The following is a 15,891-nucleotide window of genomic DNA, read 5'->3' as shown; positions in this document are numbered from 1 at the left end:
AATTAAAAGGTATACAAGGCGGTGAGCCAGATGCGTTCTAGATCGGGTTTGCGTGCAGTAGAAAGCGCAATACGGTCGCCTTCGCGGAACTTGGCGTACTCCACTTTCAGTGACAGCTGCTTGTTGAAACTCCAGCTGGCGGCGAGGTCGATTTCGTTGCCGTAGTGGTCGCCAGAACCGCCATTGAAGCGGGCAAAGTTTTCATCCGCGCGGAACACATGGAACTCACCCTGCAGACTAAGTTGTGGCAAAGGTTTGCCGCCGATGCTGAGGAAACTGTCTTTCATGCCCCAGACCGGTGTTACCAGGAAATGGTCGGCCCAGCCCTGGAACAGGTGATTGGTGCCAAAAGGAGTCTGGAAAGCGTATTGGCCGTGATTGCTCGACAGTGTTTCCTGGTCAATGCGCAGATACCAGCTCTGGAGCATGGCGCCAGCACCAATCCGTAGATAATGGGCATCAATGCGGGAATCACCGCCGGAATAATCCGTCTGTTTGGCGTATTCGGCGGTGTAGAGGAGTTTCCATTGGTCGTCCAGTGTGCGAGTCCCATCCAGCCGCAGGCCCAGGGTTTTGTTGGAAGCGTCAGCATTCGCGCCTAATCCGTTGGTGGCATTGAATCCCAGGTCATTGAAATTATTGAAATAGCCGTAGGCGGACAAGGTTTCACTGGGGGAAATGCTGTAAGTGGCATGGACAATATCCAGGTTGCCGCTGCGTTTGCGGTTATTGGTTTGCCGAACTCGCTCGAAATGGGCGAAATAAAGGCTGGTATCGGGCAGGCTCTTATTTTCAATGGCGATGCCGTCAAATACCTGCATGAGCTGGCGGAACTCGATATTGCCGATGAAGCGCACGTTATCCAGCTTGACCGACTGTCTTCCCAGACGGATGCTGGTATCCTTGATGCCATTCCAATCAAGGTAGAGTTGATTGATGTCTGTGGAGTCAGGGTCAGCAATGGCCGGGTAGTTGGCCATGCCGGGTTGTGAGACTCCCTTGTCCATATCATTGTAGTCATCAACCAGCTTGGCAACATTGATCAACTGGACACCAAGGCTGAAATGATGGAAGTCTGCAGTCTGCCATCCGATCAGGGTGCGCAAGGTGAAGGCATCGGCATTTTCGCTGCGGTTATCCTGTTCAGCGTGCTCATAACGCAGGCGTAGGCTGCTCATGTTCTTGCCAGTCTTGATGGCATCAAGCAGGCTGAAATCCGCCTGGTTTTCCTCTGCTGCCTGTGCCCCTGAAACTGCAGCAGCCAGCAGTATGCCCAGACAGGCTTGACGTGCGCGAAATCTCGCATTACCTTTCATTCGTTGCTCCTTTGCTATGGAAGTGACATTGCAGTACCGGCCCGTCCTGCCCGACGGGCCTTCTTTTTTCAGGAGCTAGGCGTTTTGTCCTGTTTCCCCAGTGACAGGCGAAGCGCCAAAACAAAAAGGCGTCCTGATGACAGACCATGTGTTGTCTGTCATCAGGACGCCTTTGTCCCCGGTCTTCAAACTCTGTACTGCACGGTAGCGACCATCATTGGCTGCCACTGCTTACTCAGGTGTTAGCAAGTGCTGTGCCAGGAGAAGTGAATTTCAGGAGCTGTTTGTTTCATAAGGATATTTATCCGCAACCGGGATATTGGTTGGATTTGGAACATTGTGCCGGATTGCACCACTGGAGTGCGGGTGCACCACGCTTATAGCCCATCAAACCAGGGAGTGCCTGGCCAGGATGTTGTTGGCCACATCAATGATTTTGCGATTCTGTTCCATGGCTGTGCTGCGCAGGATTTTATAAGCCTCTACCTCGCTGATGCCGCGCTGACTCATGAGCAGGCCCTTGGCGCGTTCAATCTGTTTTCTCTCTGCCAGTGCCTGCTTGGTTTCAGCCAGTTCATTCTCAATCTCGGCGATCTGCTGTGATTGTTGTTGCAATAGCGAGACGATGGATTCCATCGGGTAGGAATGCTGCTTGTCATGTGCCAGAAAGGTATAGGCATTCTCCACCGGGATGGAGAGGTTGAAGAAGGTGCTGTCCAGCGCAGTAGGCTGCTTGGCTGGCTGGCGTTGTGTTTTTTGCAGGTACTGGCGGGTCTTTGCCAGATCGTTCTTGGCATCGTTGATCAGCGTTTCCAGCATGTCATGCATGTCCTTGATCAGCCAGCACTGCATCTGCCACATTTCGCTGAGTCGCTGGCTGCAAAGTTCGAACCATTCATATCCATCATGTATTTTCACGCTCTGCCCATCCTGGGCATGGGTGAGCTTGTGACGATATTGCTGGTATCTATGCTGGGTGCTGGCACCCATGGCAGCTGTCCAGGCCTTGTGCAATGCTTTGCCGCCGAATTGGCAGAACAGTTCGAAATGCCTGTCCTGCAGGACAATCAGTTCCAGCAGCTTTTGCTGGTGTTCCTGTTGTACCTGGCCTGAACCAAACATATAAGAGCCTACGGCACGCTCCTGCCCGGCAAATTCCTTGCCCTGCACCAGGTTGTAAAGCGCGAGCAGGGAAGTGGATATCCTGCTGTTGACGGCATTGTCAGTAATGTCAAAGATCAGCGAGATCAGGCTGCCGATAAAGCGGTTGAATGATGCAATACAATCAGGAAACGAAATCTTGTGCAGGGTGATCTGGTGGCGCAGCGCCGTCATCTGGTCGAACCCCAGCAGTATCCATGAAACCAGGGTCAGCTGCTTGGCATCGACCAGGTTGTTCTGGTCCAGGTGGCGTTGTAATGCCTCGCGGAATTTCAGTTCTGCATCCTGGTTCTGCTCAATGATGTCGCTGCGCTCGTTGCCGAAACGCTGGCCTGATGAAGCCAGGTAAAGGCAGCTGGCGCCCCGCTCGGCCTGGATCTGGTGAATGAGCAGGCCGATAGTATCGACAAATGCAGTGCATATCGATAATTGCTCGAGCTCTTCGATGTGGCGCATCTTGGCCAGGATAATGGTGTGGTCGGGAGAAATATCTTTCATAATCTAATTCGCTAGCAAAAATCATGCGCAACCGCATGGCGGATGCTGATTCAGTGATGATGGGCCAGCCATGATGTCAATGGCGAGACAGGAAATGAGGGGGAGGCCAGGGTGTTATTGCATATGGCCTCAGGAACGTTGGATGATGTATAGCAGGATAATGACCAGCAGCAGTAATAGCAGGCTGGTGGTTTTCCAGAACAGGAGAGGGTTCTTCTCCAGCAGGCCGCCCTGGTGCCGGTTGAGGAATTTCCGGTTGGGATGCCTCAGGTCATGGATGAATTCCGACAAGGCAGGGTAGCGCTTTTCCGCTTCCAGGTGAACGGCTTTTGCCAGCGCATCATCTATCCAGGATGGAATGTTTTCGTGCCGATGAATGGCAGAAATATAGGGTAGGCGCTGTAGTTGCGCCCCGGTCTTGATCCTGGCGACCTGGGCACCGTAAGGCAGTTTCCCAGTCAACATCTGGTAGGCAATGACGCCCAGTGAAAATTGGTCTGAAAGTGGCGAGCCGGCACCTGCGAGAAAATATTCGGGCGCCATGTACTGAATGGTGCCTGGGACGGGAGAAATCTCCGTGAAATCACATTCCTCCAGACCTGCGACCCAGACAGAGCCGAAATCGACGATTTTGACGATGCCATGGCGGTCTATCATGATATTTTCCGGACGCAGGTCCTGATGAAGCATCTCAGCGCGGTGAAAGGCCTGCAGGCCCTTGGCAACCTGTTCAATGATGCCACGCACTGTTTCCAGGTCTGGTCTGGGATTGTCCCTCATCCATTGCGCCAGAGTGATGCCTTCAATGAACTCCATGGCGACGTAGATATACTGCGGTTTCCGTTGGCGCTGACATGGTTTCAGCACGTGGGCGTGGTTGATACGCCGCGCTACCCATTCTTCTAGTGCGAAGCGGTTCAATTGCGCCACATCTGCGCTCAGGTCAGTCGATGGTGTCTTGAGCGCCACCTGCTGACCAGAATCATTGTCTATTGCCAGGTAGAGGTGGCTGCGATGGCTGTGATGCAGCTCCCGGACAATATGGTATCCGTCAAATTCCATCCGCGCTTCCAGCATAGGCGGGGCAGGCAGGATGGAAGATGGCAGGAACGGGCGGGGTTGACGATGATCCAGATGGTCAATCCTGACAATCTGTAGCGTCAGGTTATCCTGGCTGCCGCGTTCAAGGGCTGCTGCCACGATCTGCTGCGCGGCGGCATCAAGATCATGCGTGTTGGCGGCAATGGCAGCGGAGATGCATTGCGCGTCCATATATTCGTACACGCCGTCCGAAGCCAGCAGGAAAATATCTCCCTCTTCAACCGGCATGGACAGGTAGTCGATCTCGATTTGCGGGCCTATGCCCAGTGCCCGGCTCAGGTAGCTCTGCGCAGTATGGATGCTGACTCTGTGATCTTCGGTCAGTTGTTCGAGCGATTGGCCGCTGAGCCTGTAGATGCGCGTGTCTCCGACATGAAAGAGGTGCACCTGGCTGGACTTGATCACCAAGGCGCTGAGGGTGCAGACATAGCCCTTATCCTGGTCATAGCGGTACTGGCTGCTCCTGGTCTGGGCATATAACCAGGCATTGATCGCACTCAGCACGCATTGCACGGCGTGCTTGACGCTCCACGCATCGGATGTGCAGTAATAATCGCTCAGCAGGTTCCTGACTGCCGATTCACTGGCAACCTGGCTGACAGTGCTGCTGCTGATGCCGTCAGCCAGCGCCACCAAGATGCCTTTGGTGGTGAGCTGATGACCTTGTGGTACACAGGCGCCATGGAAGTCCTGGTTGATGTCCTTGTGTCCCCGGTCTGAATGCTGGCCGATGGAAATAGTGAGTGGATTGCTCATACTTGTATCAGGGTGTAACCATGGTGGAGGAAGCCACCATGGCTCGATTGAGAATCAACCAATCTTACGTTTTGGTGCTGTCCTGACGTGGGTGGAATACAGAGTCAGCCCGGTGAATGCCAAGCCTCCGACCAGGTTGCCCAGCACCACAGGCAGTTCGTTCCAGATCAGGTAATCCATGATGGAGAAATTGCCACCCATGATCAGGGCGGAAGGGAAGAGGAACATATTGACGATGGAGTGCTCGAAGCCCATGGCGAAAAACACCATGACCGGCATCCACATCGCGATGACCTTGCCGGATACGTTGGTGGAAATCATGGCGCCGACTACGCCGGTGGATACCATCCAGTTGCACATGACGGCGCGGATGAAGACGGTCAGCATGCCAGCAGCTCCAAACTCGGCATAGCCCAGCGTGCGTTTTTCACCTATGCCGGCGATGATGGTGCCTATTTTGTCTGGTTCAGTTGCAAAACCAAAGGTAAAGACGATGGCCATGAAAATCGCGACGGTGAATGCACCGAGGAAGTTACCGGCAAATACCAGCCCCCAGTTGCGCAGCACACCTTTGATGGTGACACCAGGACGTTTATCAATCAGGGCAAGGGGGGTGAGGACAAATACGCCGGTCAACAGGTCGAAACCCAGCAGGTAGAGCATGACGAATCCGACCGGGAAAAGAATGGCGCCGATCAGCGGATAGCCGGTCTGCACGGATGCTGTCACGGCAAAGACAGCTGCCAATGCCAGGATGGCGCCGGCCATATAGGCCCGGATCAGGGTATCCCGGGTCGACATGAATATCTTGGATTCGCCGGCATCGACCATTTTGGTCACGAACTCTGAAGGTAGAAGATAAGCCATACATTGCACCTCAATTTAACAATAAAAAAGCGCCCGCTTCAGGTAACCATTGGCAGGTACCTGAAGTGGACGCCGTTGTCCCGATAATCAATTTTTTGGGGAAGATAGCGCTATGTTGGGATGCCGGTGCCACTCATGGCCTGATCCCAGATAGTGCATTCATGAATTCATGCAGCAAAAAATATGCCGGGTTGATAAAAAGTATGCAGGGTTGAATAGTGCAGCAGGCATGATGGTCTCTGGTTATGACAGCAACGCTGTGTGCAGGCAGGCGTAGCAAGAGCATGACGGATGAGTCTTCACCGTTATGTTCCATGTGCGGTTGTTGCTCGTGCTTGCCTGGCCGTGTTCAGGCGTTGATTGCACGGTTGTAGTGCAGTTGAGTAGAAATCCGCTTTATCGCGGTGCATGGTTATGGCTGGATATCCAGTTGCAGTTTGGCAAGACGGCTATAAAGGCCCGATTGCTGCCGTAACTCACTCGGTGTCCCGGTCTCGATGATGCGTCCATGTTCCAGTACCACGATGCGATCAGCATCCTGGATAGTGGCGAGACGGTGGGCAATTACCAGGGTGGTCCTGCCGTGCATGACTGAGTTCAAGCCCTGCTGAACCAGAATTTCCGATTCCGCATCCAGGGCGCTTGTCGCTTCATCCAGCAGCAGGATGGGTGCATCCTTGAGCATGGCGCGGGCAATGGCAATACGCTGGCGCTGGCCGCCGGAAAGACGGGTGCCTCGCTCTCCGAGGAAGGTATCGTAGCCTTGTGGCAAGGCCTGGATAAAATCATCGGCATAGGCCGCCCTGGCGGCTTGTCTGACTTCATCGTCACTGGCATTTGGTTTGCCATAACGGATATTTTCCAGTGCGCTGCTGGAGAAAATCACTGGGTCTTGCGGCACCAGTGCCATCATGCTGCGCAAGTCCTGCAATCTCAATGAACGTATGTCCCGGTCATTGAAGTGGATTGTCCCATGGTGGAGATCATAGAAACGCAACAGCAGTTGGAATAAGGTGGATTTTCCTGCGCCAGAAGGACCGACCAGGGCAATGGTTTCTCCCGGCTGGATTTGCAGGGATATATTGTTCAATGCAGGCTGGTCTGGCTTTGATGGATAGTAAAAGCTTACTTCACTCAGCGTGATGCTTACCTGATCGAGCTGCGGTAGTGTTTCCGGCTGTTGTGGATTTTCAATGGCTGGTTGTGCATCAAGTAGTTCCAGCAGGCGCCCGGTGGCACCGGCTGCGCGCATGATATCACCCCAGACTTCGGCCAGTGTACTGACACTGCCAGCTACCAGGGCTGCATAAAGGATGAAGGAAGCCAATTGTCCGCCTGATAGTTCTCCACTGCCAACCTGGCGGGCGCCGATCCACAGGACAAATACAATTGCACCACTGATGCCTGCAATGACAACAGCTGCCAACGCAGCCCGCACGCGGGTACGACGGATTGCCGTGTTGAAACTGACCTCCACGCTGTGGCGGAAGCGATTGGTTTCCCGGTTTTCCTGTCCATAGGATTGTACTGTAGGCATGGCGTTGAGGATTTCCCCAGCCATGGCTGAGCTGTCGGCAATCCGGTCCTGCGATTCGCGTGAGAGGTGTTTTACCTTGCGCCCAATCAGCATGACCGGCAGGGTGACCAGCAACATGAGCCCGAGGTTGAGTGAGAATAAATACCAGCTGGTCAGTGCCAGCATGACCATGCCGCCGATGAGCTGTATCAGGCTGCGCAATCCCATGGAAACTGAACTGCCGATCACAGTCTGGATCAGGGTGGTATCGGTGGTCAGGCGTGATAGAACCTCGCCGGTTTGCAGGGTTTCAAAGAACTGTGGTGACTGTGTCAGCACGCGTTGATAGACCAGGCTGCGTAAATCTGCAGTGACGCGTTCACCTACCCATGACACCGTGTAATAGCGACAGGCGACTGCCAACGCCCAGAAGGCAGCGAGTCCAGTCAATAACAGGAAATGCCGGCTGAGGCTGGATTCAATATGCGTGCTGGAAGTGTCGGAACCAAACCCCAGATCTATCAGGTCGCGGAATGCCAGGGGCACCAGCAGCAATGTGAGGGAGGCGGCACATAACAGGAAAAAGGCCAGCAGGATCTGCCAGCGATATGGTCGCAGCAACGGCCATAGCTGATGCAGAAGCACTGTGGGCTTGTTTGGTGTTATGGGCTGCAGGGCGGTATTCCTGATTATCCGGTAATTCGATGATTATACTGCCACCTGCTATTGCATAGGTGTGGTCAACGCCCCTTGCCACTCATGGAACCACGATTGAAGTCTTTGTCACCAGGCGGAATGCAGCGGCCAACGCCGAATACGCCTCCCTGAGTGCCGGGAGGGCAGCCCTGGTTTTCAGGATATTGCTTGGCAATCTTGTCTGCCTCGGCTTTTTTTACTTGATCCACATACTCCCACTTGCCGTTCGGGTGTAACAGTATCTTGTCCCCGTTTGCCGTTGTGGTTTCAATCGCTTGCGCCGGGTCGGGAGCTGCCTCTGCGGACAGGCTCAATGCCAGTAGCGCCAGGAACAGGCTGGTACAGAGTAATTTCATGTTGATCCTTCAAAAGAATGAGTGCGGATGAAAATACTAGCAATAACCATACCGGCTGATTTACCTAGTCCGTGGGTTTGGTTTTATACTGACGGGCATTATTTGATATGCATCATAAACCTAAATGAATAAAACACTGCAATATCTGATCTGGTTCCTGGTCGCTGTTATCGGTGCTTCTGCGGTTGGTGGCATTGCGCTGCATCGCGGAGAAAGCATTAATGCACTCTGGTTTGTCGCAGCGGCTGTGTGTGTATTTGCCATTGCCTACCGTTTTTATGCTGCCTGGATTGCGGCTAAAGTATTGATGGTGGATGCCAGCCGGGCCACTCCGGCAGAGCGGCTGGATAATGGTCGTGATTATGTACCCACTAACAAGTGGGTGGTGTTCGGACACCATTTTGCTGCAATTGCAGGCCCTGGCCCGCTGGTAGGCCCTACGCTGGCGGCGCAATTCGGCTATCTACCCGGTACGTTATGGATATTGGTCGGTGCCGTATTGGGTGGTGCAGTACAGGATATGGTGACCTTGTTCCTTTCCACACGGCGCAATGGTCGCAGCCTGGGGCAGATGGCACGGGATGAACTGGGGCCGGTAGGGGGATTTGCAGCATTGATCGGTACGTTCACCATTATGGTGATCCTGATTGCTGTACTGGGGCTGGTTGTAGTCAATGCCATGAAACATAGCGCATGGGCGACATCGACCGTGGCTGCCACAATACCGATCGCTATGATAGTGGGTATTTACATGCGTCACTTACGGCCAGGCCGCGTGCTGGAAGCTTCGGTGCTAGGAGTGATATTGCTGCTGCTCTCGGTGTTCGGTGGTGGGTATATCGATCATCATCCTTACCTGAGCAGCCTGTTCAACCATGATGGGCTGACGCTCGCCTGGTGGGTGATTGCCTACGGCTTTGCCGCCGCCATCCTGCCGGTCTGGCTGTTGCTGGCGCCACGCGACTATCTTTCCACCTTCATGAAACTGGGTACCATTTTCCTGCTGGCAGTAGCCATTATCCTGCTGCAACCCGAGGTGAAGATGCCGGCGTTGACCCAGTTCATTGATGGAACCGGGCCAATTTTTGGTGGAAGTCTATTCCCATTCGTTTTCATTACTATTGCCTGCGGCGCTGTATCCGGCTTCCATGCCCTGATTGCATCCGGCACGACACCCAAGTTGATTGCCAATGAATCTGATATCCGCATGATCGGATATGGTGCCATGTTGCTGGAATCATTTGTCGCGGTGATGGCGATGATTGCCGCGACAGTGCTTGATCCCGGCGTATTTTTTGCCATCAACAGCCCGGCGGGTGTGGTAGGCAAGGAGGCAGCTGATGCTGTGGCCACCATTACAAGTTGGGGTTTCCCTGTGACTGTTGAACAGATGGAGCTCCTTGCGCAACAGATGGGGGAGGCTACCCTGTTTGCGCGTACCGGCGGGGCTCCGTCGCTGGCTGTCGGCATGGCGAGTATTTTTGGCAGTGCTTTCGGACAGCACCTGCTGGCATTGTGGTATCACTTTGCCATCATGTTCGAAGCGATTTTCATCCTGACAACCCTGGATGCAGGTACCCGTGTAGGCCGCTTCATGTTGCAGGACATGCTGGGTAATTTCTGGCCCAGCATGGGCCGGACTTCCTGGTATCCCTCGGTATTGCTGACCAGCGCCATTGTCGTGGCCGGTTGGGGATATTTCCTCTATATCGGTGTGATCGACCCTAATGGCGGCGTCAATATTCTCTGGCCGTTGTTCGGGATTTCCAACCAGTTGCTGGCAGCTATTGCGTTGTCAGTGGGTACTGGCATCCTGATCAAGTCCGGGCGGCTCAAGCATGTCTGGGTGACGTTATTGCCATTGAGCTGGCTGGTGATCGTGACGAGCACGGCCGCATGGGAGAAAATTACCAGCACTGATGTACGCGTGGGTTTCCTCGCGGCTGCCAATGATATGTCAGCCAAGCTTGCAGCAGGCGTTCTGCCTCCGGAGAAGGCGGCGGTGGCACCGCAACTGATCTTTAACCAGCAGCTGGATGCGGTATTGACCCTGTTCTTTGTCGTAGTGCTCTGGATTGTGATCCTGGATATGTTGCGCGTGAGTTATCGCAGCCTGGCTGGCAAGCCGGTCAGGCCTTCGGTGGAAACGCCTCATGTGCAGACTGCACTGGATTCTTCATGGGTGCGTGACTGATGCTGTCATCCTTGCGACAGTATCTGGGACGCTGCTGGCGATTTCTGCGTCAGGTATCAGGTGATGATGCCTATGAACGTTACTTACAATGCTATGGGAAAAACCAGGTCGCGCACCAGCACCAGCAGCCTCCCTTGTCGCGCGAGGAGTTCTTTCAGCTGTGGCAGCAGGAAAAATGGGATGGCGTGAAGCGCTGTTGCTGACCTGCGTGGTGGTGTCAATCCTGTGACGGTTCTTCCAGCATCTCGCAAGCCAGTGCACCCAGGTGACGTACTGCCTGTTCGATTGCCAGGGTCCAGAGATGGCTGAAATTCAGGCGGATATAATGCGTCAGGTCTTTCCTGCGCGAGAATATCGTTCCCGGAGCAACCGTAATGCCATTATCAATCGCAGCACGATACAGGTTCAGGGCGTCCAGTTGCTGTGGCAGTTGTACCCATATGACATAACCGCCCTTGGGTACTGAAAGCTGTGTTCCTGCAGGGAAGCTTTCCTCGATTACATTGCGGATCAGGACATATTGCGAACGCAGGGTATGCCGCAATTGTTTGAGGTGCTGATCGAAACTGTCGCGTTGCATGAACTTGGCAATGGCAATCTGCGGGGCGGATGGCAGGGACAGGCTGTTGAGGAACATGAGGCGCTCCACTTCCTGGCGGTAGCGTCCGGCTGCTGTCCAACCCACCCGATAGCCAGGCGCCAGGGATTTGGAAAATGACGAGCAATGCAGTACCAGGCCATGATGATCAAATGCCTTGGCTGGCTTGGGAGGCAACTCACTGAAATAGAGCTCGCTGTAAACATCATCCTCGATCAAGGGAATCTGTTGTTCAGCAAGCAGGCTGACCAGGGCCTGTTTTTTTTCATCCGGCATGACAAAGCCCAGCGGATTCTGGAAATTGCTTGTGAGCACTACGGCAGCAATGCGCGACTGTGCGATTGTCGTGCGCAAGGCATCCAGGTCTATGCCGGAATCAGGATCAGTGCGTAGTTCCGCTACCTGCATGCCCAATCTTTCCACGGTGTGGGCCAGTGCATAGTAGCCCGGCGATTCCAGTGCAATCATATCCCCGGGTTTGGCAACAGCCTGCAGGCAAAGCGTGATGGCTTCTGTTGCGCCGTGGGTGATGACAATGTCATCAGGCGAAATATCCAGGTCGTGCACGAGATAGCGCCGGGCAATCTGCTGGCGCAGCATTTCATTGCCGGGTGGCAGCTCGCTCAATATGCCCCATTCCCCCTCATTATCAGTCAGGGCTTTCTCATATTGGTGAATTTTCTTGAGCGGGAACAGCTGAGGGTCAGGGAATGGGGAGCCCAGTGGTACTGTGCCGAATTCACGGATGGATTTCAGAGTTGTAAGTACTAACTTGCTTGTGTCAACCTCGGAGAGGTTGATGTCCTTGGCTAGTGGCGATCCACGTTGCTTCTGGCGTTTGCGTGGTGTGACGTAGTAGCCCGATTGAGGGTGGCTGCTGATGATGCCTTCCTGTTCCAGCAGCAGGTAGGCCCGCAAGACGGTGCTGATGCTGAGGTTGTATTTCTGGCTGGCCTGACGTACAGAGAATATCTTGTCACCGGGTCGCAATACGCCTTCATCTATCATCGCGCGTATGCGCGCAGCAAACGAGACATAAAGCTTCATGGGCCATCAGGATTGAGTCAGCGACGGCTGTCATTGTACTCCAGCCAGGTTCAAGCGCGATGGTGTTTTGCGCAAGAGAAAATGCTGTACCTGACTAGTCGACCTGTAGGGCGCGGGAAATTTCTTCACCGCTGGCTGTCAGGCTTGCGACTAGTCGTTCCTTATGGGTGGCAACGGTGACCAGTTCCTGTTCGCTCAATGCGGTCATGAGGCGTTGCAATGTGCTCATGCGGATGCCGAGACGTTTGCAGATGACGGCAAGGGACACCTGCGCACGGCCTTCTTCATGTTCGGCATGCAGCAGCTCAAGGATACCCAGCATCAGCACCGCACTCTGATCAAGCTGTGCGTGATCAGAGGCAAAGTCACCCGATTCTTGATTGACGTTATCCTGATCAAGCAGCATGAGATACCTTAGTATCAGTGACTTTTTCGATAATCACAGGAATGGATTTGGATGTGGGTGTGTGTGAAAGATCTGCCACACTTTCCAATGGCACCAGATTGTTGGTTTCCGGATAGTAGCCGCTCAGGCAGCCTTGCGGAATATCGTAGGAAACAACCAGGAAATTGTCGGCACGACGAGTAATACCATCCTGCCAGACGCTGACCAGGTTGATCCAGTCGCCAGCTTTGAGTCCCATGCGTTTGATGTCTTCCGGGTTCATGAATATCACGCGGCGCTGGCCGAACACGCCACGGTAACGGTCATCCATGCCGTAGATAGTAGTGTTGTACTGGTCATGCGAGCGTGTGGTCATGAGGACGAACATCTGGTCACCATATTGCTCACGTGCCTGGTGGATAGGAGAGTTGCGCGGGATGTCATGTACCGTGAACTCGGCCTTGCCGGAGGCTGTTGCCCAGACGCGATCACTGGAAGGAACCGGCATGCGGAAACCACCCGGATGCTTGATGCGCTCGTTGTAATCCTTGAACAGTGCCGGCATGGTCTGCTCAATCACATCACGGATCTTGCTGTAATCCTTGATATATTCCAGCCACGGAGTCTTGCTGTTCTTGAGGGCAGCATGGGCCATACGCGCTACGATGGCCGGCTCAGACAACAAATGCGGAGACGCTGGCTTGTTCATGCCGAAGGAAATATGCACCATGCTCATGGAATCTTCCACTGTCACACCTTGGGCGCCGGTTTCCTGCTGGTCGATCTCGGTACGACCCAGGCATGGCAGGATCAATGCCTCCTTGCCGTGCACCAGATGGCTGCGGTTGAGCTTGGTGGTGACGTGGGCTGTCAGGTCGCAGTTGCGCAAGCCTTCCCAGGTACGGTCAGTGTCAGGGGTGGCGATGGAGAAATTGCCGCCGAGGCCGAAGAAGAATTTGCCCTTGCCATCAATCATGGCCTGAATGGCGGCAACTGCATCATAGCCTGGTTCTTTGGGAACCTGGATGTCAAATACACGCTCCAGGCTTTCCAGGAATGCCAGTGGCATCTTTTCATAAATGCCGACCGTGCGGTTGCCTTGCACGTTGCTATGTCCGCGTACCGGGCAGAGGCCTGCGCCTTCTTTGCCAATATTGCCGCGTAGCAGCATCAGGTTGACCATGGTCTTGATGGTGGCAACACCATGTTTATGCTGGGTAATGCCCATGCCCCAGGTGGCAATGACGCGATCACCGGTAGCGTAAATGCGTGCCACTTCTTCAATCTGCTCCAGCGGTACGCCGGATTCTTCAACAATCAGGTCCCAGCTTTCACGGCGGGCATCTTCTGCAATGGCCTCGAAACCATTGGTATGTTGCTGGATAAAGTCGAGGTCGACTACGCGCTCTGTGCCATTCTTGATGGCTTCATCGTCCCACAGGATCACGAACTTGATCATGCCCTTGACCAGTGCCAGGTCACCGCCCAGCTTGGGTTGGATGAACATGTCGCTGATCTTGCTGCCCTTGAATGACAGCATGTCGAATGGACTCTGCGGATCGGCAAAGCGCTCCAGTCCGCGCTCCTTCAATGGATTGATCGCCACGATACGAGCACCGCGCTTGGATGCTTCACGCAACTCACCCAGCATACGTGGATGGTTGGTGGCAGGGTTCTGGCCGAAAATCAGCAAGGTATCGGCATGCTCGAAATCATGCAGGGTGACCGAACCTTTACCGACACCTACGGTAGGCGGCAGGGCCATACTGGTGGATTCATGGCAGAGATTGGAGCAATCCGGGAAGTTGTTGGTGCCGAATTCACGTACGAACAATTGATAGAGGAAAGCAGCTTCATTACTTGCGCGGCCAGAAGTATAGAAAATCGCTTCATTGGGGTCGGCCAGTGCATTCAGGTGTTGCGCCATCAGTTCAAATGCCCCGTCCCAGGAGATGACTTCATATTTGTCAGTCGCCGGGTTGTAGCGCATGGGGTGGGTCAGGCGGCCTTCATTCTCCAGGTCGAAATCGCTCCACTCCATCAGCTCCGTGACTGTGTGTTTGGCAAAGAACTCAGGCGGCACACGCTTGGCTGTAGCTTCTGCTGCTACTGCCTTGACGCCGTTCTCACAGAATTCGAATGTGGAAGTGTGCTCCTTGTCTGGCCAGGCGCAACCAGGGCAGTCAAAGCCATCAGGCTGGTTTTGTGATAACAGCGTAGTGATGCCCTTGACGGGAATTTTCTGCAAGGCAAGTTGTGCTGCGACTTGCTTCAACGCTCCCCAGCCAGCGGCAGGGTGATGGTAAGGCTTGATGGCTGCTTTTGATTGCGACATAAGTTCTACTGTTTCCTGAAATCCGGACTGGCGTACTTGCTTGTATGCCAGCCAATAAATGCACAATGACGACTACAGCAATCGTAAGGGCACAAACGGTTGGAAACCAGACACAGAAGCAGGGGAATTTTTAGGGTACAGTTGTCGGAAGTGTATGGCGGCAGTGAAAATGGGCTGGGGTTGTTTCACTTCAAAAAGACAGGAGTGCCACCGCCATACTGGTTGTCAGCAGGAGTGATGCAGTCAGTTTTTTGAGCGGCGTAAACTCACTGCCAGCAGCCATACTCCCGCAATGATCATAGGCAGACTCAGCCACTGCCCCATGCTCAGGCCCAGCGACAGCAGGCCAAGGAAACTGTCTGGCTCGCGCGTGAATTCCACCAGGAAGCGGAAAGTGCCATAACCAATCAGGAACAGAGCGGAAACTGTACCTCTTGCGCGTGGTTTGCTGGAGTACCACCAGAGTATGATGAACAATACAACGCCTTCAAGCAGGAACTCGTAAAGCTGGGATGGGTGGCGGGCAATGTTATCCACTTGTGGAAACACCATGGCCCAGGGCATATCGCTGGCACGGCCCCAGAGTTCGCCATTGATGAAGTTACCCATACGGCCGGCACCCAGGCCGACAGGAACCAGGGGGGCAACGAAATCCATGATGCCGAAGAAGGTGAGGCCGCGTTTTTTTGCGAATAGCCACATGGCAGCCATGACGCCGATGAAGCCGCCGTGGAAGGACATGCCGCCTTGCCAGAGGAACAGGACTTCATGGGGGTGCGCAAGATAGTATTCATGCTGGTAGAACAGGGCGTAGCCCAGCCTGCCGCCAATAATGACGCCGAGTGCTCCGTAGAACAGGGCGTCGTCCAGCATTTTCATGTCCCAGCCATGCCAGGGCTGGTGGGCAATGCGCCAGCGGCCCAGCCAGAGAAAGGCCAGGAAGCCGGTCAGGTACATCAGGCCATACCAATGGATACCAAATGAACCCAGGTGAATGGCAACTGGATCAAATTGTGGATGAACAAGCATTGGGATTGGCCTTAGGATTGGAGTAAAATTACCTAA

At 54.1% G+C, this 15,891-nt stretch carries 12 protein-coding genes; 2 read left to right on the top strand and 10 right to left on the bottom strand.

Annotated features, from left to right (window positions below; genetic code table 11):
* Positions 1 to 2 precede the first annotated feature (2 nt).
* From CHB59_RS08450 to CHB59_RS08420, 6 genes are all read right to left on the bottom strand, one after another.
* Positions 3 to 1,316: an alginate export family protein gene (locus CHB59_RS08450; RefSeq protein WP_089375791.1), complete on the bottom strand. Its 1,314-nt coding sequence runs from the start codon at positions 1,314 to 1,316 to the stop codon at positions 3 to 5.
* A gap of 387 nt (positions 1,317 to 1,703) precedes the next feature.
* Positions 1,704 to 2,975 (bottom strand): nitrate regulatory protein, encoded by a 1,272-nt coding sequence (locus tag CHB59_RS08445; RefSeq protein ID WP_089375790.1) that lies wholly within the window; start codon positions 2,973 to 2,975, stop codon positions 1,704 to 1,706.
* A gap of 129 nt (positions 2,976 to 3,104) precedes the next feature.
* Entirely contained in the window at positions 3,105 to 4,832 is a 1,728-nt protein-coding gene (locus CHB59_RS08440) for a bifunctional protein-serine/threonine kinase/phosphatase (protein ID WP_089375789.1), read from the bottom strand.
* 54 nt (positions 4,833 to 4,886) lie between these two features.
* A complete protein-coding gene (locus CHB59_RS08435; protein WP_089375788.1) occupies positions 4,887 to 5,699 on the bottom strand; it encodes a formate/nitrite transporter family protein in 813 nt (270 codons plus the stop codon).
* 412 nt (positions 5,700 to 6,111) lie between these two features.
* Positions 6,112 to 7,836 (bottom strand): ABC transporter transmembrane domain-containing protein, encoded by a 1,725-nt coding sequence (locus CHB59_RS08425; RefSeq protein WP_425435873.1) that lies wholly within the window; start codon positions 7,834 to 7,836, stop codon positions 6,112 to 6,114.
* A 119-nt stretch (positions 7,837 to 7,955) separates the two neighbouring features.
* On the bottom strand, positions 7,956 to 8,267 hold the full coding sequence (locus CHB59_RS08420; RefSeq protein ID WP_089375785.1) for a hypothetical protein: 312 nt from the start codon (positions 8,265 to 8,267) through the stop codon (positions 7,956 to 7,958).
* Between the two features lie 124 nt (positions 8,268 to 8,391).
* Here CHB59_RS08420 and CHB59_RS08415 point away from each other — a divergent pair, with 124 nt between their 5' ends.
* A complete protein-coding gene (locus CHB59_RS08415; RefSeq protein ID WP_089375784.1) occupies positions 8,392 to 10,461 on the top strand; it encodes a carbon starvation CstA family protein in 2,070 nt (689 codons plus the stop codon).
* Positions 10,461 to 10,664, top strand: coding sequence for a CstA-like transporter-associated (seleno)protein (locus CHB59_RS08410; RefSeq protein ID WP_089375783.1), 204 nt, complete (start codon positions 10,461 to 10,463; stop codon positions 10,662 to 10,664). The genes CHB59_RS08415 and CHB59_RS08410 overlap by 1 nt, the downstream gene beginning before the upstream one ends.
* 14 nt (positions 10,665 to 10,678) lie before the next feature.
* Here CHB59_RS08410 and CHB59_RS08405 read toward each other — a convergent pair whose 3' ends face one another.
* From CHB59_RS08405 to lgt, 4 genes are all read right to left on the bottom strand, one after another.
* Positions 10,679 to 12,106: an aminotransferase-like domain-containing protein gene (locus CHB59_RS08405; protein WP_089375782.1), complete on the bottom strand. Its 1,428-nt coding sequence runs from the start codon at positions 12,104 to 12,106 to the stop codon at positions 10,679 to 10,681.
* A 94-nt stretch (positions 12,107 to 12,200) separates the two neighbouring features.
* Complete coding sequence (locus tag CHB59_RS08400) at positions 12,201 to 12,512, bottom strand: helix-turn-helix domain-containing protein (protein WP_089375781.1); 312 nt, start codon at positions 12,510 to 12,512, stop codon at positions 12,201 to 12,203.
* On the bottom strand, positions 12,502 to 14,826 hold the full coding sequence (locus CHB59_RS08395) for an FdhF/YdeP family oxidoreductase (RefSeq protein WP_089375780.1): 2,325 nt from the start codon (positions 14,824 to 14,826) through the stop codon (positions 12,502 to 12,504). Before CHB59_RS08395 ends, CHB59_RS08400 begins: the two co-directional genes overlap by 11 nt.
* A gap of 243 nt (positions 14,827 to 15,069) precedes the next feature.
* On the bottom strand, positions 15,070 to 15,855 hold the full coding sequence (gene lgt / locus CHB59_RS08390; protein ID WP_089375779.1) for a prolipoprotein diacylglyceryl transferase: 786 nt from the start codon (positions 15,853 to 15,855) through the stop codon (positions 15,070 to 15,072).
* Positions 15,856 to 15,891: the final 36 nt, after the last annotated feature.

It is taken from the genome of Methylobacillus rhizosphaerae (assembly GCF_900187985.1).
Lineage (GTDB): Bacteria > Pseudomonadota > Gammaproteobacteria > Burkholderiales > Methylophilaceae > Methylobacillus > Methylobacillus rhizosphaerae.
Note: the sequence above shows the minus strand (reverse complement) of the source record. Positions and strands in the feature narration are given on the sequence as shown.